The sequence below is a fragment of the Bradyrhizobium sp. SUTN9-2 genome, assembly GCF_003122645.1.
Taxonomy (GTDB): domain Bacteria; phylum Pseudomonadota; class Alphaproteobacteria; order Rhizobiales; family Xanthobacteraceae; genus Bradyrhizobium; species Bradyrhizobium yuanmingense.
In genome coordinates this window covers 3,283,033-3,302,827 of sequence record NZ_LAXE01000001.1, presented here as the reverse complement: position 1 = coordinate 3,302,827, position 19,795 = coordinate 3,283,033, and the positions used below count along the sequence as shown (strand labels likewise).

Annotated in this window: 17 protein-coding genes and 1 pseudogene; 8 read left to right on the top strand and 10 right to left on the bottom strand. The window is 65.1% G+C overall.

Annotated features, from left to right (window positions below; genetic code table 11):
* Position 1 precedes the first annotated feature (1 nt).
* From flgG to flgH, 3 genes are read left to right on the top strand one after another with little or no spacing between them, the layout of a single operon-like run.
* The gene (gene flgG, locus XF30_RS15070) at positions 2-790 is read left to right on the top strand and encodes a flagellar basal-body rod protein FlgG (RefSeq protein WP_036013098.1); all 789 of its coding nucleotides are present in this window, start codon (positions 2-4) and stop codon (positions 788-790) included.
* 10 nt (positions 791-800) lie between these two features.
* The gene (gene flgA, locus XF30_RS15065) at positions 801-1,931 is read left to right on the top strand and encodes a flagellar basal body P-ring formation chaperone FlgA (RefSeq protein ID WP_192893147.1); all 1,131 of its coding nucleotides are present in this window, start codon (positions 801-803) and stop codon (positions 1,929-1,931) included.
* 4 nt (positions 1,932-1,935) lie between these two features.
* Complete coding sequence (flgH, locus tag XF30_RS15060; RefSeq protein WP_109143183.1) at positions 1,936-2,700, top strand: flagellar basal body L-ring protein FlgH; 765 nt, start codon at positions 1,936-1,938, stop codon at positions 2,698-2,700.
* 134 nt (positions 2,701-2,834) lie between these two features.
* Here flgH and XF30_RS15055 read toward each other — a convergent pair whose 3' ends face one another.
* The 5 genes from XF30_RS15055 to XF30_RS15030 all read right to left on the bottom strand — a co-directional run bounded on the left by XF30_RS15055 (position 2,835) and on the right by XF30_RS15030 (position 7,896).
* A complete protein-coding gene (locus XF30_RS15055) occupies positions 2,835-4,001 on the bottom strand; it encodes a PcfJ domain-containing protein (protein WP_109143182.1) in 1,167 nt (388 codons plus the stop codon).
* Between the two features lie 353 nt (positions 4,002-4,354).
* A complete protein-coding gene (locus XF30_RS15050; protein ID WP_036027921.1) occupies positions 4,355-5,134 on the bottom strand; it encodes a 2-keto-4-pentenoate hydratase in 780 nt (259 codons plus the stop codon).
* 82 nt (positions 5,135-5,216) lie between these two features.
* Positions 5,217-6,245, bottom strand: coding sequence for an SDR family oxidoreductase (locus XF30_RS15045; protein WP_109143181.1), 1,029 nt, complete (start codon positions 6,243-6,245; stop codon positions 5,217-5,219).
* Positions 6,246-6,701: 456 nt separating this feature from the next.
* Entirely contained in the window at positions 6,702-7,067 is a 366-nt protein-coding gene (gene dksA / locus XF30_RS15035; RefSeq protein WP_085966600.1) for an RNA polymerase-binding protein DksA, read from the bottom strand.
* A gap of 217 nt (positions 7,068-7,284) precedes the next feature.
* Positions 7,285-7,896, bottom strand: a complete 612-nt coding sequence (locus XF30_RS15030) for an NAD(P)-dependent oxidoreductase (RefSeq protein ID WP_036013109.1) — start codon at positions 7,894-7,896, stop codon at positions 7,285-7,287.
* A 163-nt stretch (positions 7,897-8,059) separates the two neighbouring features.
* On the opposite strand from XF30_RS15030, the gene XF30_RS15025 reads away from it, so the two are divergent.
* Positions 8,060-8,431 carry a winged helix-turn-helix transcriptional regulator gene (locus XF30_RS15025; protein WP_025037390.1) on the top strand — a complete coding sequence of 124 codons (372 nt, stop codon included), beginning with the start codon at positions 8,060-8,062 and terminating at the stop codon, positions 8,429-8,431.
* A 12-nt stretch (positions 8,432-8,443) separates the two neighbouring features.
* On the opposite strand, the gene XF30_RS15020 is transcribed toward XF30_RS15025, so the two are convergent.
* Positions 8,444-8,857, bottom strand: a complete 414-nt coding sequence (locus XF30_RS15020; RefSeq protein WP_036027923.1) for a flagellar assembly protein FliX — start codon at positions 8,855-8,857, stop codon at positions 8,444-8,446.
* Positions 8,858-9,140: 283 nt separating this feature from the next.
* Here XF30_RS15020 and XF30_RS15015 point away from each other — a divergent pair, with 283 nt between their 5' ends.
* The 4 genes from XF30_RS15015 (at position 9,141) to XF30_RS15000 (ending at position 11,660) form a co-directional block, all read left to right on the top strand.
* Complete coding sequence (locus tag XF30_RS15015) at positions 9,141-10,265, top strand: flagellar basal body P-ring protein FlgI (RefSeq protein WP_036027924.1); 1,125 nt, start codon at positions 9,141-9,143, stop codon at positions 10,263-10,265.
* Complete coding sequence (flgJ, locus tag XF30_RS15010) at positions 10,265-10,633, top strand: flagellar assembly peptidoglycan hydrolase FlgJ (protein WP_036027925.1); 369 nt, start codon at positions 10,265-10,267, stop codon at positions 10,631-10,633. The genes XF30_RS15015 and flgJ overlap by 1 nt, the downstream gene beginning before the upstream one ends.
* An 11-nt stretch (positions 10,634-10,644) precedes the next feature.
* Positions 10,645-11,142: a hypothetical protein gene (locus XF30_RS15005; RefSeq protein WP_036027926.1), complete on the top strand. Its 498-nt coding sequence runs from the start codon at positions 10,645-10,647 to the stop codon at positions 11,140-11,142.
* A gap of 158 nt (positions 11,143-11,300) precedes the next feature.
* A complete protein-coding gene (locus tag XF30_RS15000; RefSeq protein WP_036027927.1) occupies positions 11,301-11,660 on the top strand; it encodes a hypothetical protein in 360 nt (119 codons plus the stop codon).
* A 157-nt stretch (positions 11,661-11,817) separates the two neighbouring features.
* Here XF30_RS15000 and flaF read toward each other — a convergent pair whose 3' ends face one another.
* From flaF to XF30_RS14980, 4 genes and pseudogenes are all read right to left on the bottom strand, one after another.
* Positions 11,818-12,186, bottom strand: coding sequence for a flagellar biosynthesis regulator FlaF (gene flaF / locus XF30_RS14995; protein ID WP_018642830.1), 369 nt, complete (start codon positions 12,184-12,186; stop codon positions 11,818-11,820).
* 294 nt (positions 12,187-12,480) lie between these two features.
* Positions 12,481-14,772, bottom strand: coding sequence for a DUF1522 domain-containing protein (locus tag XF30_RS14990; RefSeq protein ID WP_036013121.1), 2,292 nt, complete (start codon positions 14,770-14,772; stop codon positions 12,481-12,483).
* Between the two features lie 220 nt (positions 14,773-14,992).
* Entirely contained in the window at positions 14,993-17,272 is a 2,280-nt protein-coding gene (locus XF30_RS14985) for a DUF1522 domain-containing protein (RefSeq protein ID WP_109143180.1), read from the bottom strand.
* 330 nt (positions 17,273-17,602) lie between these two features.
* Positions 17,603-19,795, bottom strand: a pseudogene (locus XF30_RS14980) (DUF1522 domain-containing protein); the annotation flags it as partial.

The following is a 19,795-nucleotide window of genomic DNA, read 5'->3' as shown; positions in this document are numbered from 1 at the left end:
GATGCAGGCGCTTCACACCGCAGCGACCGGAATGGCGGCACAGGAACTCAACGTTCAGGTGATCTCCAACAACATCGCCAACCTCCGCACCACCGGCTTCAAGAAGCAGACGGCGGCGTTCCAGGATCTTATCTACGAGCACGTCCGCCGCGTCGGCGCCCAATCGTCGGACCAGGGCACCATCCTACCGGTCGGCGTCGACATCGGCGGCGGCGTCAAGACCGTCGGCACGCCGCGCAGCATGACGCAAGGCACGCTGTCGCAGACCGGCAACGACCTCGATCTCGCCATCTCGGGCGAGGGCTTCTTCAAGATCCTGATGCCCGACGGCACCTTCCAGTACACCCGCGACGGCACCTTCCAGATGGACAATCAGGGCCGCGTCGTCACCGCGCAGGGCAATCCGGTGCAGCCCACTATCACCATTCCCAACAACGCCTCGGGCATCTCCGTGAGCGAGCAGGGCCAGGTCTCGGTGACGTTGCCGGGCTCAACCACCTCCTCGATCGTCGGCCAGATCGGCGTCACGCGCTTCATCAACAAGGCGGGCCTGCAGCCGGTCGGCAACAACCAGTTCACCGAGACGCCCTCGTCCGGTGCGCCGCAGGACGGCACCGCGAACACCGAAGGTTACGGCAAGCTCACGCAAGGCAGCCTGGAGCAGGCCAATGTCGACGTCGTCTCGGAGATGAGCGACCTGATCGCCGCCCAGCGCGCCTACGAGATGAACGCCAAGGTGATCAGCGCCGCCGACCAGATGATGCAATCGACCACGGCGTTGTTCCGCTGAGGTGATGACCATGATTCGCGCCACCCTCGCCGCCATCTCCACCCTTCTCGCGCTGGCCTTGCCGGCAGCGGCCGCCGACGATTTCATCGCCGCGCCGACGCTGCGCGCAAGCGTCACGGTGACTTCGGACGTGGTGCGGATCGGCGATCTCATCGACAACGCCGGATCGGCCGCGCTGATCCCGGTCTACCGCTCGCCCGATCTCGGCACCACCGGCACGCTGACGACAGGCCAGGTGCTCTCGGTCCTGCGGGCCAAGCAGGTGATCGGCGTCATGACCGGGGACATCAAAGAGGTCCAGGTCACCCGCCTCGCCCGCACGCTCGCGAGCAAGGATATCGAAAACGCCGTCGCCGCGGCGCTCGAGCGCCGCTTCGGCCTCGGCGACGCCGCCAACATCACCATCACGTTCGACCGCAGCGTCGCCGAGATGCGGCTGGACGCCTCCAACAGCGGCGTGCTGCAGCCGGTCGCAACCCGCTATGATGCCCGCAGCACGCGTTTCGACATCGCCTTCGAGATCGCCAACGACGGCAACGCCGCGCCGAGCAAGCTGCGCTTCACCGGCACCGCGATCGAGACGGTGGAGGTGGCCGTGCTGACCCGCGACATCGACCGCGCCGATCTCCTGAAATCTTCCGACCTGTCGTTGGAGCGCCGGCCGAAGGCCGAGGTCGCCAGCGAGCCTGCCTCGCGCGACCGCAGCATCGGCATGCAGCTGCGCCGAGCAATGCGCGCGGGCACGCCGATCCGCGCCGCCGACCTCGTCAAGCCCGACTTCGTGGTGCGCGACCAGGCCGTCACCATCATCTACCAGGTGCCCGGTCTCTATCTCACCACGCGCGGCAAGGCGAACGAGAGCGGTGCCGAGGGCGACACCGTCAGCGTGCTCAATCTGCACTCCAAGCGCACGCTGACCGGCATCGTGACCGGCCGCGGCCAGGTCACGGTGCAGGGCGCCAGCCAGTCCGCACCGATGGCACCGGCGGTCGAGCAGACCTCGTCGGTCAAGCGCGACCCCGTGCCGGCGGCCGCTGCTCTGGCGCAGAGCCTGGTCCAGGCACCCGCGTCCGCAGCCGAGATCGCCCAAGCCCAGATTCCGCAAGTTCGCCTCTCGCAAGCTCCAGCCAAGTCAGAGTAGATTCATGTCCACGTTCAGTTCGGCCTCCCGCCTTCGTCGCATCGCGATCTCTGCCCTGCTGCTGGCGACTTGCGCCTTGGCGAGCGGCTGCTCCTCGATCGACCGCCTGTCGCAGATCGGCGAGCAGCCGAAGCTGTCGGCGATCGACAATCCGACGACGCAGCCCGGCTACAAGCCGGTGCAGATGCCGATGCCCAAGCCCGAGGTCGCCTCCTACAATCCGAACTCGCTGTGGCGCAACGGCAGCCGCGCCTTCTTCAAGGACCAGCGCGCCCGCCAGGTTGGCGATCTCCTGACCGTGACCGTGAACATCACCGACAAGGCCAACATCGAGAACGACACCTCGCGCAGCCGCTCCAACAAGGAAGATTCGGGAATCACCAACTTCATTGGCGCCCAAACCATCACCCAGGCCAACAAGATCCTGCCGGGCCGCGTCCTGACCGCCGACTCGACCTCGTCGAGCGAGGGCAAGGGCAGCGTTGACCGCAAGGAAGCCCTGCAGACCAACGTCGCCGCAGTGGTGACCCAGGTGCTGCCGAACGGCAACCTGGTCGTCGAAGGCAAGCAGGAGATCCGCGTCAACTTCGAAATTCGCGAGCTGATCGTCGCCGGCATCGTCCGCCCCGAGGACATCCAGAGCGACAACACCATCGACTCCACCAAGATCGCCCAGGCCCGCATCGCCTATGGCGGCCGCGGCCAGATCACTGACGTGCAGCAGCCGCGCTACGGCCAGCAAGTCATGGACGTGCTGCTGCCCTTCTAAGCCCCTTCAAGAGCTCCCACATCGTGCTCGCGAACTAAAGGCGCGAACGACGATGTACTACGCGGCCCTCGCTAGCTCCCCTGGCGAGGGCCGCATGTATTTTGCCTGCGCCGCCAAAGCGGCGCAGGCTTCTCTCACAGCAGCATGATCCCGCGTGCTTGCGCCCATCGCTGGAGGATCTTGCACTCCTCGGCAAACGGCGGACGGTTCGCAAACCCACGAACCTGAACCGCCCTGGAACGGGTATCAAGCTCGATGGTCAGCAGCCGCTGGACGTCACCCGAGGCACGGCGACGGAGCGACCAGATCGAGGCATGCCCGGCAATGCACTTTGTCGCGTAAGTGGCGACGCAGTGACGCATGCCCCGCGTCTCAGCCACGAGATCGGCTGCGGTCCGCAACTGGACCACGACATATTCTTCGCGCTTGGCGCGGTCCTTGGACGACTTGGTCCATGACCAGTCCGCGATCGCTGCACCGGGCCAACGGTCCTCGCTCTGCTCGGGGCCTGCTGCCAGCCCCCCCGCACGGTTTCGCGCCGCTTCGGCGCGACGGTGTGCGGCCTCGATACGAGCAATCGCATCGAGATCGCGATGCCATTCGCGCATCTGCCGCCCAAGCGAGACCAGTGAACGCCCCTTGAGGGTGTACTCTGGATCACGCCGGTGGCAATCGGCGAGGTAGTCATGGAAGTCATCCATGTCCTCGACCGTGGTGGGTTGCGCGCAGAAGAAGCGCACCACCTCGCGCCAGAAGCGATGCTGAGCGCGCTGCGTCTGCGTGATCCTGGTGCGCGCGATCCGCATCGCAACAGCGGGATCGGTCGCATAGGAACGCGCAATCGCCTGCCAGATCGCAGCCTCGAAGCCGACCTTCCCCAACGGATTGAGGAAGGCATGGACCTCCTTGCGAGACAGCCATTCGGCCGCACCGGCGGCGTGGAGCGAACCGCCGCCGGCCGCCACGACATACCATCGCTTGCGCAACATGATCTCGTCGCGGCTCAGTCCCGCACTGTCGATCCAGATCTGCTCCAGATGCTCAGCGACAGGATAGCGCGCAAAGAGATAGCGGGCGGCGCCAAGACGAAGACGCGCGGCGTCGCGAGTTTTCAGCTGCGGCTTCCATGCCGAAGCATCGCGAAGGATGTCCGCCTCGAAGCCACGCCTGGCCTCTTTGATTGCGTTCTCGAAATCCGGTGGAGGACGCGTCCGCTGCGACACGTGCCGCAGCGACAGCTCGTAGGCTTCAACCCGCGTGCGCTCGGCCTCCCGCCGGCGCTGAATCAATGACTGTGCCATTGTCGTTCAACATGATTGGATGACTGTCAGCCGGACGCACTGAGAGCGTCGGCACGGAATGTGTCGATCGCCACAAAGTACTCACGGCTGGTCTCCTCAATTTTGAACGCGCAGGTTGAATGGGACGGGGCTCATAGACCCGATTGCCGGCGGGCGCAAGATGCGTCCCATCTAAAATTCAGAAACTGCGCACAGCGAGAGAGCTCGCGACATTTTAGCAACGCTGTTGCCCCAAACTCAGTCATTGCGAGCGCAGCGAAGCAATCCAGTCTGTCTCCTCAACAGGATTCTGGATTGCTTCGTCGCAGGAGCTCCTCGCAATGACGGAGAGTGCCGATGTGCCCCCTGCCCCCTCACGTAAACTCCGCCTCCACCACGCCGAGCCCGTCCAGCTCCATCCGCACCTTGTCGCCGGCCTTCAGCCACAGCGTCTTCACCAGGCTGCCGGTGAGCACGAGCTGCCCGGCGTGCAGCCCCTTGCCCTCGGCGGCGAGATGGTTGGCCAGCCAGGCGAGCGCGTTGTGGGGATGGCCGAGCACGTCCGCACCGGTGCCGTGGCTGACCTCCTCGCCGTTGACGATGGCGCGACCCTTGACCGCCTTGAGGTCCGGCACCGACGAGCGCGGGACCGATGGGCCCAGCACGCAGCCGGCGGCAAAGAAATCGTCGGCGATCAAGGTCGGCGCGCCCATCGTCTCCCATTTCACGTAGCGGTCGTCGACGATCTCGATCGCCGGATGATAGGACTCGACCGCCTCGCCGACCCATTCGGCCGTGAACGGCGCTTCGCCGGCGGCAAGGTCCCGCTTCAGCCGCACCGCGATCTCGCATTCGACCCCGACCCGGACATAATTGGAGGCGGCAAGCTTGGCGCCGTTGTCATGGACGCCCTTCTGGAACACGCCGCCGCCGCAAGGGTGCGGGATGCCGATATAGTCCTGCATCACCTGGCTGGTGCAGCCGATCTTGTAGCCGACGAGCGGGCCGACATGCGGCAGCAGCAGATCGTGCAGGGTGCGCTGGACCTGATAGCCCTCGGCTTCGTCCGCAGGGGGCCGCTCCAGCGCCGCGAGCGGGGCGTGGTTGCGGCGCGCCAGCGCGATCGCCTTTGCGGCTTCGAGAATCTTGTCCATCGGCGCCGCCTCCCACGCTACGCAGTCCAAGGCGGCACTTCAGCATCCCCGCCCCGGCCTGACAAGCGCGGCTGGCGTGCCCTCACCCCTTCACGAGGCCGAGCCGGATCAGGCTCTCGGCGGTCGCAAGGATCGCCTCCTCATTGGAGCGCGCCTGCCAGCCGAGCAGCGACTTGGCCTTGGCGCTGGTGGAATGCCTGATCATTCCGAGCATCGGCACGACCGCACGCAGCAGCGGAATCCGGCGGGCGGCCAGCCGCACCAGCCAGTCCGGCGCCTGGAGCCGCGGAACCCGGCGCGCCCGGGGCCCGAGTTCCCGCCGCAGCACGCGGGCGATGTCGAGGATCGACATCGTCTCGCCGGAGACCGCGATGAAACGCTCGCCCTTCGCCTCCGGAGCAATCATCGCCCGCAGATGCAGCTCGGCGACGTCGCGGACGTCGACCACGCCGAAATAGACCCGCGGCACCGCCGGCATGGCACCGTCGAGCAGAGATCTGACGATCTCGATCGAGCCGGAAAAGTCCGGCCCCAGCACCGGCCCGAAAATACCGGCAGGGTTGATCACCGACAGCTCCAGCCCATTCCCCTCGCCCGCGACGAAATCCCAAGCCGCCCGCTCGGCCAGCGTCTTGGACTTGACGTAGGGTTGGCCGTCGACACCGGCGAGATTGGTCCATTCGGTCTCATCGAACGGCTTGTCGCGCGGCGGATGGCCATAGCCGATCGCGCCCAGCGACGAGGTGATGACGACTCTCTTGACACCGGCCGCGCGCGCGGCCCGGAGCACCCGGATCGTTCCGTCGCGGGCGGGGATGATCATCTCGTTCTCGTCCGTCGGGACGGTGGTCGAGAGCGGGGACGCCACGTGGAGAACGTAGTCGCAGCCCGCGACCGCCGCCTCCCAGCCGTCGTCCCGGGTCAGATCGGCGGTGACGAAGGCCACGCTCTCGGGCGTCGCCGCCCCGCCCTCGCGCAGCATGGCGAGCACATCGGCTTGGCGCTCCGGCCGTCGCACCGTCGTCCGCACGGCATGGCCGGCGGCCAGAAGTTGCAGGACGACATGGATGCCGACGAAGCCCGACCCGCCGGTGACCAGAACAGTGCTCATGACCCACGTTCCCCGCAAGCTGGAGACTCTGTTAGCGCTGAAGAACGGCGCGCTTCGTGTTGGCGCCTTTGCGGCGCTCGATCGGCGTACGGCCTGCTGCCGGCGTTTAAGGAAATATTGAGCTGGCCCAGGCTTAATGGGGATACCCGGCTTGGGACGTCGCAGCAGGCCTGATTGCAGCGATGCTTGATGCAGCTGGATCAGCGTCTCAACTTCAGAGTCGATCTCGTTGATGCGACTCGCAAAATCTCCCGCACCTGAAGTGAAGGCTGTTTCTCATCCGAACTCACGTGAGCTCGGAGCAATCCGGTCTAGCCCGTTGATCGCGATTCACTTTTCGCGATCGCGCTGTCGCCATGGTGGGCGCGACGGCAAGCTATGGGCAATATGCGGAGCATGGCGCGAAATGGCGCCCTGCGTCCAAAAACAAAGAGCCGCATCTCTGCGGCTCGGACCTTATTCGTCGCGATAGACCTTCTCGCGTTTCTCGTGGCGCTCCTGCGCTTCCACCGAGAGCGTCGCGATGGGCCGGGCCTCGAGCCGCTTCAACGAGATCGGCTCGCCGGTTTCCTCGCAATAGCCGTAGGTGTTGTCCTCGATACGCTGGAGCGCGGCATCGATCTTGGCGATCAATTTGCGCTGGCGGTCGCGGGCGCGGAGTTCGATGGCACGGTCGGTTTCGGACGAGGCCCGATCGGCGAGATCGGGGTGGTTCACGTTCTCCTCCTGCAGAGCCTGCAGGGTGAGCTTGGATTCTTTGAGGATCTCATCCTTCCAGGCGAGGAGCTTCAAACGGAAGTACTCCTTCTGCCGGTCGTTCATGAAAGGCTCTTTGTCGGTCGGTCGGTAGTTTTTCAACTTTTCCAAGGGAGGCCTATCTTCTTAAGCAACGACTCGCGGACGGACCGGGGTCCGTTGAGCCGGGCCTTATATAGTGGCCTCCCGTGACAGACAATATTTCCCTCACCGCCCGATCCGCGCCCCCAAGCCCTTGCACAGGAAGGTTTATCCTTGAGGGCTTGGAGGCAGCTGGCCGCCCTTAATAGCCGACCGTGAAGCGCTGCTTCAGGTGGGCCGGCTTTTCGATCTCGTCGGCGAGCGCAATGGCGTAGTCGGCGAAGGTGATCCAGCTCTTGCCGTTCGCATCTGCGAGAAGCTGGTCGGTCCCGAGCCGGAACTTGCCGGTGCGCTCCCCCTCCTCGAACAGCGCCGAGGGCGAGATGAAGGTCCAGTTCAGGTCCTTTTCCTGCCGCAGCAGGTCCAGGAAGGCCGAGCCCGCCTCCGCTTCGGCCTTGTATTGGGCCGGAAAATTGGGAGTCGTGACCAGCTTCACGCCCGGGGCAACCTCGAGGCTCCCGGCGCCGCCCACCACGAGGTAGCGACCGACCTTGGAGTCCTTCGCCGCACCGATCAGCTTGAGCGGATCACTGGCCAGGAAGTGCACGGAACTCACGGCGACGTCGTGACCGGCCCACAGCTTGGCGAGGCCCGCCTGGTCGAGCACATCCCCCTTGGTTGGCGTGACGTTCGGCAGGGCCGCAATCTTTTCCGGGTTCCGGGCGATGGCCGTGACCGTGTGGCCGCGGCGGGACAGTTCCCTGGTGATCTCCGACCCCGCCCGGCCCGAGGCGCCGGCGACTGCGATTTTCATGGAAGGCTCCTTTGCTTCTATGGTAACTGACAGAGACTAGATATCGCAAAGAATGCTGGTGTTAAGAGAGCACTTTGTGCTTACCTGATTACGCTGAGGTAACTGATCGCGTACAACCGGCACGCGGATGCCAAGCAACGGTATGGATCTCCGAGAACCGACGATGAAACCCGACGTCTACGCAGCGAACTGCCCCACCCGCCAAATCCTCGATCGCGTCGGCGACAAATGGGCGGTGCTGATCCTCTTGCTCCTGCGCGAGGAGCCGATGCGCTTCAATCAATTGCGCCGCACGATTGAAGGCATCTCGCAGAAGATGCTGAGCCAGGTGCTCAAGTCGCTCGAACGCGACGGCCTGATCAGGCGCCGCGCCATCGCGACCGTGCCAGTGACGGTGGAATATTCGATCACCCAGCTCGGCCTGACACTGGCGGCGGCTGTGGATCCCTTACGCGATTGGGCCGAGCAAAATCTGAAAGACGTGCTCGCCGCCCAGCGCCGCTATGATGCGCAGTTGAAGGAGGAAGCGGCGTAAGAGCCTCCGTGACTACGCCTGCCCGGCCTTCGCCAGTTCGACCTCGACCCGCAGCTCGATCTCGGAGAGCACCGCATCGAGACCGGCATCGCCTGAGGACGATTTCAGGTGGGCCGCCGCATCACGCAGCCGCATCACGGTCGAGGCGTCGAGATTGCCGGACAACAGGCCCATCTTGAGATCGTCGAGCACGTCGAGCGCAGTCCTGCCGCGGGCGACCGAGCGCTTGCGGCGCTCGACCGGATCCTCCTCGACACCCTGCAACGCTAGCAGCGCATCGATGTTGGCGGCCGCCTTCGGTGCGGCAGCGCTCCGCGTCTCCTGCGCAGATGAGGTGTCGGGCAGCACGAAACTGCCGGAGCCCGTCCGCTTGGCCTGGCTGGCCGGCGTGCCAAGCGTCGTACCGTTCGGTCCGTAGATGCGCATCGGAAAGAATCCGGGTGATCGATGCCTCACCTTCGCTGTCTTATGGTTAACGGTGCGTAAACGGCCCGGCAAAATCTGCCGACAGGCGGCAGTTTCGCTCCCCAGGGCGAACGAGTGCTGACAGCGGACGCAACAGATTTATTCAAGCTATTCAGCCACCTAGCTCGCCACCAGGCGTTGGCACAGCGCTCGCAAGGAAAGCGCCGGACCAGCTCGTCATGGGAGTGTCGTGCAAGTCCTGTCCGATTTGAGGAGCCTTTTCTAGGGGCCTTGGGGAGCAGAGATGCCAGGCGTTCGTTGGGTGAGGATTGTTGGGTTGGCCTGCGCCGCGCTGTCGGCGCTGGCGCTGTCGGTCACCTCGGCGGCGGCGACCTCGCGCATCAAGGACCTCGCCAATATCGAGGGCGTGCGGCAGAACCAGCTCATCGGTTATGGCCTCGTCGTCGGCCTCAACGGCACCGGCGACACGCTCAACAACATCCCCTTCACCAAGCAGTCGCTGCAGGCGATGCTCGAGCGCATGGGCGTCAATATCCGCGGCGCCACCATCCGCACCGGCAACGTCGCCGCGGTCATGGTCACGGGCAACCTGCCGGCCTTCGCCACTCAGGGCACGCGCATGGACGTCACGGTGTCCGCGCTCGGCGACGCCAAGAACCTCCAGGGCGGCACCCTGCTGGTCACCCCCCTGCTCGGCGCCGACGGCAACGTCTATGCGGTGGCGCAGGGCTCGCTCGCGATCTCCGGCTTCCAGGCCGAGGGCGAGGCCGCCAAGATCGTGCGCGGCGTGCCGACGGTGGGACGCATCGCCAACGGCGCCATCATCGAGCGCGAGATCGAGTTCGCGCTCAACCGGCTGCCGAACGTCCGCCTGGCGCTGCGCAACCCCGACTTCACCACCGCCAAGCGCATCGCGGCCGCAATCAACGACTATCTCGGCGTCAAGACCGCCGAGCCGATCGATCCCTCGACGGTGCAGCTGTCGATCCCGCCCGAGTTCAAGGGCAACGTCGTCGCTTTCCTCACCGAGATCGAGCAGCTCCAGGTCGACCCTGATCTCGCCGCCAAGATCGTCATCGACGAACGCAGCGGCATCATCGTGATGGGCCGCGACGTCCGCGTCGCCACCGTCGCGGTGGCGCAGGGCAACCTCACGGTCACCATCTCCGAGAGCCCGCAAGTGAGCCAGCCCAATCCGCTGTCACGCGGCCGCACCGTGGTCGCGCCGCGCAGCAGCGTCACCGTCACCGAGGACGGCAAGAAGCTGGCGCTCGTCAAGGACGGCGTCTCGCTCCAGCAGCTCGTCGACGGCCTCAACGGCCTCGGCATCGGCCCCCGCGACATGATCAGCATCCTCCAGGCGATCAAGGCCGCCGGCGCCATCGAAGCCGACATCGAGGTGATGTGATGCAGACCACCGCGATCAACCCCCCTCGCCTCGCCACCAATTCGGCCTTCTCGGTCGAGAGCCGGAACGGCCGGCCGGACTTCGAGCTCGCCGCCGCGCTGCAAAAGGTCTCGCCGCAGCAACAGGCCAAGGCGCAGAAGACTGCCACCGACTTCGAGGCAATGTTCCTCAACAGCATGTTCGCGCAGATGACCTCGGGCCTGAAAGGCGAAGGCCCGTTCGGCGACACGCCCGGCACCGGCGTATGGCGCTCGATGCTGACCGAGCAATATTCCAAGAACTTCGCCCAGGCCGGCGGCGTCGGCATCGCCAGCGACGTCTACCGTACCCTCATCCTGCAGCAGGCGAAAACGATCCGCACGGCATAAGGTCAAACGAGATGAACCATTTCAACGCCTCACGTCAGCCGATGCAGGGCCAGCGCCCGGGCAGCGCGCCCGTCAGCAGCGAGGCGCGCAAGCTCGCCGAAGGCCTAATGGACGCGATGAGCGCCCTGCTCGGATTGATCGAGCGCGAGACAGAGCTCGTCCGCGCCGGCAAGGTCCGCGAGGCGATGACGCTCGAGGGCAAGAAGCAGGAATTGTCGCGCAGCTACGTCAGCGCAGTCGGCCAGCTGAAGGCAAACCAGGACCAGCTCGCGAAGTCCGCGCCGGAGCTCCTCTCGACGCTGCATCGCCACCACGATGCGTTCCGCGCGATGCTCCAGGTCAATCTCACCGTGCTCGCGACCGCGCACGCGGTTTCCGAAAGCGTCGTGCGCGGCGTCAACGCCGAGATCCAGAAGCGCAACGTGCCGAACACCTATACCGCCGCCGGGCGCAGCGCAGCGCCAGGTCCGCGCCATATCACGCCGCTTGCGGTCAGCCGCTCGCTCTGAGCAGCACGAGAACAACCGACAATTTTAGGAAAAACCGCGCGGCGATGGCGTCGCGCGGTTAGGCACGTTTCCTTACCGGGTGTTCAGTCCTGGTGTTCCATGCTTGCGTGATTAGAGGGGTTGGGATTTGACTCACGTAAGGCAACCAGGAGGCTGCCATGAGTACAGATTTCAGCATCAGGCCGGTGGGGATCCCGGCCCCCGTGCAGATCGTACCGACGTCGAATTCGGCGGCGAACGAGGCTGTGCAAACTGATCTTCCGGTGAGGCAAACGGTCGCCGCGAGCGATACGAGCGCGCCGGTGCGCAATGATTTGCCGAACCACGAGAACATCTCGCGCCAGGTCGTGTTCGACCAGGCGGCCGCGTCCTTCGTCTTTCAGGTCGTCAACGACAAGACCGACACGGTGGTGAACCAGTTCCCTGACGAGGCGATGCTCCGCCGGCGTGCCTATTTCCACGCACTGGACATGAAGTCCGAGCCCTCGCGTCCGCTCAGCACGGATCTCAGCGCCTAACGATCACGCGATCGATGCCGATGTTTCTGCTCTGCGTCTGGCCGTCATCGGTCAGCGCGGAGTTCGCGTGCCGAGGCAAGACCACTGGCCGCGATCAGCTCCTGCCTAAATTGCGAGTTTCGCCGATGTGCTCGTGATGCGACCATCACGAATTCCGTCACGGCCGTCCGGACAGCCCTGCCGCGATATTGCGGTTGATCTCGATCAGCGGACGGAAGTGATCGAACTGCGGGCTCATCTGCAGCGCGGCGGTCTGGCTCAACACGAACACGCTGATGTTGGCGATCTTCTGCCGGACGTCGATCGGCTGCGGATTGCTGTCGCGCATCGCCTCGCTCAGGAAGATGGTCCAGAGCTTGCGGTTGAACATCAGGGCCTGCATGGTCTGCTCGCTGAGCGGATCGGCGTTGTTCACCGCGTCCTGGAGCTTGTTGGCGGCCTTGAGCAGAGTCTGCGCCTCGATGTCGCGAGGAGATGCGGTGGTGGTTGCAACACGCGCATAAGCCGAGGCAGCGGAATTCGACATCAATCACACCCTGGAGGTTACCTAGCGCGTTGTACGCGCTTAAGGATTTCTTTCCCAACCCTAGGCAGCACCGCTTAAGATTTGCTTACGTATCGTGCTTGGAAGTACTCCGCAGAATTACGGGGCACGGAGTCCTTCGTCAGCGCAACGCTAGATCTACGCACGCACGATGTAAACTCGCCTGGCGTGATCCGCGTCGATCTCGGCTAATCTCGACTTAGCGATCTTCCTCAAAAGAACGGCGGAGCATCAGCTCCGCCGCGTAATCTCGAATAGCGAAGTTGCGCTGCGGAATTAGCGGAGCAGTTGCAGCACGCTCTGTTGCGACTGGTTGGCCAGCGACAGCGCGGAGACCGCGATCGACTGGCGCGTCGACAGCGCCTGGCTGTTCGCCGCTTCCTCATTGGTGTCGGCAAGCGTCAGGTTGGCTGAGCCGGTCTGCAGCACGTTGATCAGGTTCTTGGAGAAGTCCTGACGCACCTGCACGATCGACAGGTTCGAACCGAGCGTGGAGCCTTGCGAACGCAACGTGCTCGAGGCCGCGTTCAGGCTGGCCAGCACCCTGTTGGTGGCACCGTTGTCGATGAAATCGACGCCGTTGACGAGATTGCTGAGACCGAGGCCCGCCGCATTGAACACCACGCCGTTGATGCTCAGCGTGGAGCTGCCGGTCTCGTTGAAGACCAGCTTCAGCGTGTCGCCATTGAGCAGGTTGACGCCGTTGAAGGAGGAGTCCTGCGAGGTCGTGTCGATCTGGGCCAGAATGTTGTTGAACTGGTTGACCAGGTTGGAGCGCGCGGTCTGCGCCACGGGATCCTGGACCGGCGGCTGCGCGGTGGTGAAGGCGAGAACGCCGGTGATCGTGCCGCCGACCGCGCCGCCCGCGATCGTCGAGCCGAGCGTCGAAGAGGCGTATTCATTGACGGTGGTCACCGTGAGCACGCCGTTGGCATCGATCGTGGCCGTCAGGTGATTGGCCTGAAGCTGCGCGTTGAGTTGGTCAAGCGTCTTGACGGTGCCGTTGGTGCCGTCGCCGAAGGTGACGTTGACAGGCGTGCCGCCGTTGAAGGAGGTGAAGGTCAGGGTCTTGCCGCTGATGCCGCCGACGCCCGAAGTGCGCGCCGCGGTGAAGGCCGTCGCCGTTCCCGTGTTGCCGCTGAGGCCGAAGGCGCTGAGCGCATTGCCGGTGCCGGTGATCGACAGGTCGGCATTGATGCCGGTCGAGAGCGCAAGCTGACCGCTGCTGTTGACCGACGACGGGATCTGGCCCGCGGTGGTCGAGATGGTTGCCGCGCCGTTGAAGATGCTGGCGGTCTTGACGCCGGTGGCGAGGTCGACCGCGTTAAGCAGATCGGTCAGCGTCGCGCTCTGGATGTAGACCGTCGAGTTACCGTTGCCGTCTGTGACGACGTTGCCGCTGACGCCATAGCCGGTGGCCACGCTCGCTGTCGATTGCGGCGTCTGCGCGTTCTTGAAGGTGATGGTCTTGCCGCCGATGTTCAGCGTCGAGCCGTCCTGGACCAGGGTGCCGAGCGAACCCGCGGTCGTCGAGCGGTTCGCGGTCACGTTCGCGTTGCCCGCGCCGGTCGCGGACGTCAGGCCGAGTGCTTTGAGGAAGTCGGCCTTGCCCGTCACGCTCAGATCGGCGCCGGTCGAGCTCTTCAACGTAACCGCGCCCGCCGTGATGGAGGATGCGACCTGAAGCGTGCCGACGGGACCCGCCGCACCGCTGACGGCGACGGTCGCCGCGCCTGCGCTGATGGTTGCGGTCTTGACGCCGCTGGCGAGGTCGATGGCGGTGAGGACGTCGTTGACGGTCGCTAGGGGCGCCGCCGCCGTTCCCTGATAAATGATCGAATTGCCGTTGCCATCGGTGGCGATGTGCCCGCTGGCGTCGAGGCCCCAGCCGGTCGGCTGGGCGCTCGGAGCAACGCCGGTGCGGAAGGTGATGGTCTTGCCGTTCACCGTGATGGTGTCGCCGTCCGCGGGCGGCGTGCCGAAGGTGGTCGATGCCGTGGTGCCGACCAGCGTCGCCGTGCCGGACAGCGCGGTGGTGCCGTCGGCCGCGAGCGCGGCCGTACCTGTGAAGGTGCCGGCGCTCGAACCGAGCGAGGCGCCGAGTGCGGCAGTTCCCGTGACCGGGGTCACGCCGCCGGCCGCGCCGGTATAGAGCACGTTGCTCTTCGCGGTCGCACTCGCATAGGAGGTCGTGCCGCGCAGGTCGGCCGGGGTCGCGCCGGGAATCGTGGTGGAGACGTTCGACTTGGTTGAATAGCCGACCGTGGTCTGCAGCGCCTGGTTGGCGATCGACTTGGCGCTGTCGATCAGTTTCTGCAGCGAGGTGATGCCTGTGTTGGCGGCCTGCAACACCTGGACGCCGTTATTGATGCCGTCGAGCAGGTTGCTGATGTCGCTCGCCCGGTTGTCCAGCCCCTGCGCCGTGAAGAAGTTGGTGGGATTGTCGAGCGCCGTGTTGACCTTCTTGCCGGTCGACAGCCGCTCCTGCGTCGTGGCCAGCAAGTCGGCCGTCGACTGCAGCGACAACAGGTTCTGGCGAACTGACGCCGAGAGAACGATGTTGGACATTGGCGAGTCTTCCTCTTGAACCGGATACGAATCGGCCGCGCGGACTGGAAAGCCGGCCTTTTGTCCAGTTTTAGGAGGTGTCCTTTAAAGTATGGTTAACGGCGGTTTAAGGGATAGGGTTAACTGCCGATGAACGCCCCTGCCCGCCCCCGGACGCAAAGAAAAAGCGGCGGAGCCAAGGCCCCGCCGCTCGATTTTAGTCAGTGATTTCAGCCGCTTGTTAGCGGAGCAGCTGCAGCACGCTCTGCTGCGACGTGTTGGCCAACGACAGCGCCGAGACCGCGATCGACTGGCGGGTCGACAGCGCCTGGCTGTTGGCCGCCTCGACATTGGTGTCGGCCAGCGTCAGGTTGGACGAGCCGGTCTGCAGCACGTTGATCAGGTTCTTGTTGAAGTCCTGACGGATCTGCACCACCGAGAGGTTCGAGCCGAGGCTCGAGGCCTGCGAGCGCAGCGTGCTCGATGCGGCGTTGAGGTTGGTCAGCACCCGGTTGGCGGCGGCGTTGTCGATGAAGTCGACGCCGACCGTCAGCGAGGCGAGGCCGAGACCCTTGGAATTGTAGGTCACGCCCGTGATGTTCAGGCTCGACTTGGCGGTCTCGTCGAACACCAGCTTGAGCTGGTCGCCGTTCAAGAGGTTGACGCCGTTGAACGAGGAGTCCTGCGCGGTGGTGTCGATCTGGTTGAGGATATTGTTGAACTGAGTCACCAGATTGGCACGCGCCGTCTGGGCAACGCCATCCTGGACAGGCGTGGAAGCGGTCGAGAAGGTCAGGGCCGAGGTGAGCGTGCCGCCGATCGCACCGCCGGCAGCCGTCGAGCCGAGCGTCGAGGACGCATAGTCGTTGGAGGCGGTGATGGTCAGCAGGCCGTTGGCGTCGATCGTTGCGGACAGGTTGTTGGCCTGCAGCTTGGTGTTGAGTTGATCGAGCGTCTTGATCGTGCCGTTGGTGCCGTCGCCGAAGGTGACGTTGACCGCCGTGCCGCCGTTGAAGGAGGTGAAGGTCAGGGTCTTGCCGGCGATGCCGCCGATACCGGAGGTGCGTGCCGCGGTGAACGCGGTCGCATTACCGGTGTTGCCGGCGAGGCCGAACACGTTCAGCGCATTGCCGGTGCCGGTGATCGACAGATCAGCGTTGACGCCGGTCGAGATCTTGAGCTGACCGGACGTATTGATCGTCGAGTTGGACTGGCCGGTGGCCGTCGCAAGCGTGGCAACGCCGGCGGCGCTGATGGTCGCGGTCTGCACGCCGGTGGCGAGGTCGATCGCCTTCAGCACGTCGTTGACCGTACCGGCCTGCAGATAGACGGTCGAGTTGCCGTTGCCGTCGGTGACGACGTTGCCGTTGACACCGAAGCCGCCCGGAACGCTGGGAGCACCGGTCGAGCCCGGAACCGGCGCGTTCTTGAAGGTGATGACGTGACCGTTGACGTTCAGCGTCGAGCCGTCGGTGATCGTCGCACCCAGCGAGGCCGCGCTCGTGGTCCGGTTGACGTTGACAGTGGCGTTGCCTGCACCTGTCGACGTCGTCAGGGCGAGAGCCTTGAGCAGGTCGGCCTTGCCGGTGACGCTCAGATCCGCGCCTGTCGAGCTCCTCAGCGTGACGGCGCCCGCAGCGACGGTCGAAGCGGTCTGGCCGTTGCTCGTGGCGATCGTCGCCGCACCCGAGCTGATCGAGACCGTCTTGACGCCGCTGGCGAGATCGATCGCGCTCAACAGGTCGTTGACGTTCGCTGCCGGAGTGCCGGCGGTGCCGAGATAAACGGTGGAGTTGCCGTTGCCGTCGGTGACGATGTTGCCGCTGACGCCCGAGCCGGCCGGAACGGAGGACGCGCCCGGAGCCGAGCCGCTGCGGAAGGTGATGGTCTTGCCGTTCACGGTCAGCGTGTCGCCGTCGGCAGGCTGGGCGTTGCCGGCGAGGCCGGTCGCGGTCGTGCCGTTGGTGGCGATCAGGGTCATGGTGCCGGTCAGCGCCGTGGTGCCGTCGCCGGCCGTTGCGCCCGTGCTGGCGAAGACGCCGATGGTGGCGCCGAGCGTGCTGGTGCCGTTCGCCGCCGTGGTGCCGCCGGCGGTGCCGTTATACAGCACGTTGCTGCTCGCCGTCGCGCTGGCGAACGAAGTCGTGCCGCGCAGGTCCGCCGCCGTCGCACCGGCGATCGTGGTCGAAACGTTCGACTTGGTGGAGTAGCCGACGGTGGTCTGCAGCGCCTGGTTGGCGATCGACTTGGCGCTGTCGATCAGCTTCTGCAGCGAGGTCAGGCCGGTGTTGGCGGCCTGCAGCACCTGCACGCCGTTGGCGATGCCGTCGAGCAGATTGTTGATGTCGCTGGCGCGGTTGTCGAGCGACTGGGCCGTGAAGAAGTTGGTGGGATTGTCCAGGGCCGAGTTGACGCTCTTGCCGGTCGACAGACGGTTCTGTGTGGTGGCGAGAAGATCGGCGGTGGATTGGAGAGACAGGAGGTTCTGACGAACCGACGCAGAGAGAACAATACCGGACATGACTCTTACCCTTCTGGCTTACGCGTCTTCGTTCGATCGCTTCCGGATCGAGTGACGGGGCCAGCGTGCCGTGACATGGCTAACAAAGGGTGAAACGCATGAAGCCCGCATAAGCGCCGGTTCACCATAAGCGAGCGGACCATGCGCGCACGGCGCGCAATCCATCTGAAATCATTGGCAATTCCTGGCGACTACGATCCATTAACCATAACCGCTGGTTACTTTTCGGAGCACCGCCTACCCTCTCGAAATCTCCGAGCCGTGCGCAAAAAGAAAGCGGCGGGACCGAAGCCCCGCCGCCATGATCGTCTTTGCGACGTCGTCCGCGCCTTAGCGGAGCAGCTGGAGCACGCTCTGCTGCGACTGGTTGGCCAGCGACAGCGCGGAGACCGCGATCGACTGGCGGGTCGACAGCGCCTGGCTGTTGGCCGCCTCGACGTTGGTGTCGGCCAAGGTGAGGTTGGACGAGCCGGTCTGCAGCACGTTGATCAGGTTCTTGTTGAAGTCCTGACGGACCTGCACAATCGTCAGGTTCGAGCCGAGGCTCGAGGCCTGCGAGCGGAGCGTGCTCGAGGCGGCGTTGAGGTTGGTCAGCACCTTGTTGGTGGCAGCGTTATCGATGAAGTCGACACCGCTGGTCAGCGAGGCGAGGCCCAGACCCTTGGAATTGTAGGTCACGCCGGTGATGCTGAGGCTCGACTTTGCAGTCTCGTCGAACACCAGCTTGAGCTGGTCGCCGTTCAAGAGGTTGACGCCGTTGAACGAGGAGTCCTGCGCGGTCGAGTCGATCTGGTTCAGGATGTTGTTGAACTGAGACACCAGGTTCGCACGCGAGGTCTGCGCGACGACGTCCTGGACGGGGCTGGAAGCCGTCGAGAACGTCAGCGACGAGGTCAGCGTGCCGCCGATCGCACCACCCGCGGCGCTCGAACCGATGGTCGAGGACGCGTAGTCGTTGGTGGTCGAGATCGTCAGCAGCCCGTTGGCGTCGATCGTCGCCGACAGGTTGTTGGCCTGCAGCTTGGTGTTGAGCTGATCGAGCGTCTTGACCGTGCCGTTGGTGCCGTCGCCGAAGGTGACGTTGACCGCCGTGCCGCCGTTGAAGGAGGTGAAGGTCAAGGTCTTGCCGCTGATGCCGCCGATGCCGGAGGTGCGCGCCGCGGTGAAGGCGGTCGCAGTTCCGGTGTTGCCGGCAAGGCCGAGCGCGTTCAGCGCGTTGCCCGTGCCGGTGATCGACAGGTCGGCATTGACGCCAGTGGACAGCTTCAGCTGGCCCGAGGCGTTGATCGACGAGTTGGTCTGGCCGGAGGCCGTCGCAAGCGTGGCAGCGCCGGCGGCGCTGATGGTCGCGGTCTGCACGCCGGTGGCAAGGTCGATCGCCTTCAAGACGTCGTTGAGCGTGCCGCCCTGCAGATAGACCGTCGAGTTGCCGGCGCCGTCGGTGAGGACGTTACCGTTCGCACCATAGCCGGTCGGAATGCTCGGCGCACCGGTCGAGCCCGGGATCGGCGCATTCTTGAAGGTGATGACTTTACCGTTGACGTTCAACGTCGAACCGTCGGTGATCGTCGCACCCAGCGAGGCCGCGCTGGTGGTCCGGTTGACGTTGACGGTGGCGTTGCCGCCGCCCACTGACGTCGTCAGGGCGAGAGCCTTGAGCAGGTCGGCCTTGCCGGTGACGCTCAGATCCGCACCTGTCGAGCTCCTCAGCGTGACGGCGCCCGCAGCGACGGTCGAAGCGGTCTGGCCGTTGCTCGTGGCGATCGTCGCCGCACCCGAGGTGATCGAGACCGTCTTGACGCCGCTGGCGAGATCGATCGCGCTCAACAGGTCGTTGACGTTCGCTGCCGGCGTGCCGTTGGTGCCGAGATAGACGGTGCTGTTGCCATTGCCGTCGGTGACGATGTTGCCGCTGACGCCCGAGCCGGTCGGAACGCCGGTCGCACCCGGAGCCGAGCCGCTGCGGAAGGTGATGGTCTTGCCGTTCACGGTCAGCGTATCGCCGTCGGCAGGCTGGGCGTTGCCGGCGAGGCCGGTCGCGGTCGTGCCGTTGGTGGCGATCAGGGTCATGGTGCCGGTCAGCGCCGTGGTGCCGTCGCCGGCCGTTGCGCCCGTGCTGGCGAAGACGCCGATGGTGGCGCCGAGCGTGGTCGTGCCGGTCGCCGCGGTGGTGCCGCCGGCCGCACCGCTATACACGACGTTGCTGTTCGCCGTCGCGCTGGCGTAGGAGGTCGTGCCACGCAGGTCGGCCGCCGTCGCACCGGAGATGGTGGCGAGACGTTGGACTTGGTGGAGTAGCCGACCGTGGTCTGCAGCGCCTGGTTGGCGATCGACTTCGCAGAGTCGATCAGCTTCTGCAGCGAGGTGATGCCGGTGTTGGCAGCCTGCAGCACCTGCACGCCGTTGGCGATGCCGTCGAGCAGGTTGTTGATGTCGCTGGCGCGGTTGTCGAGCGACTGGGCCGTGAAGAAGTTGGTGGGATTGTCCAGGGCCGAGTTGACGCTCTTGCCGGTCGACAGACGG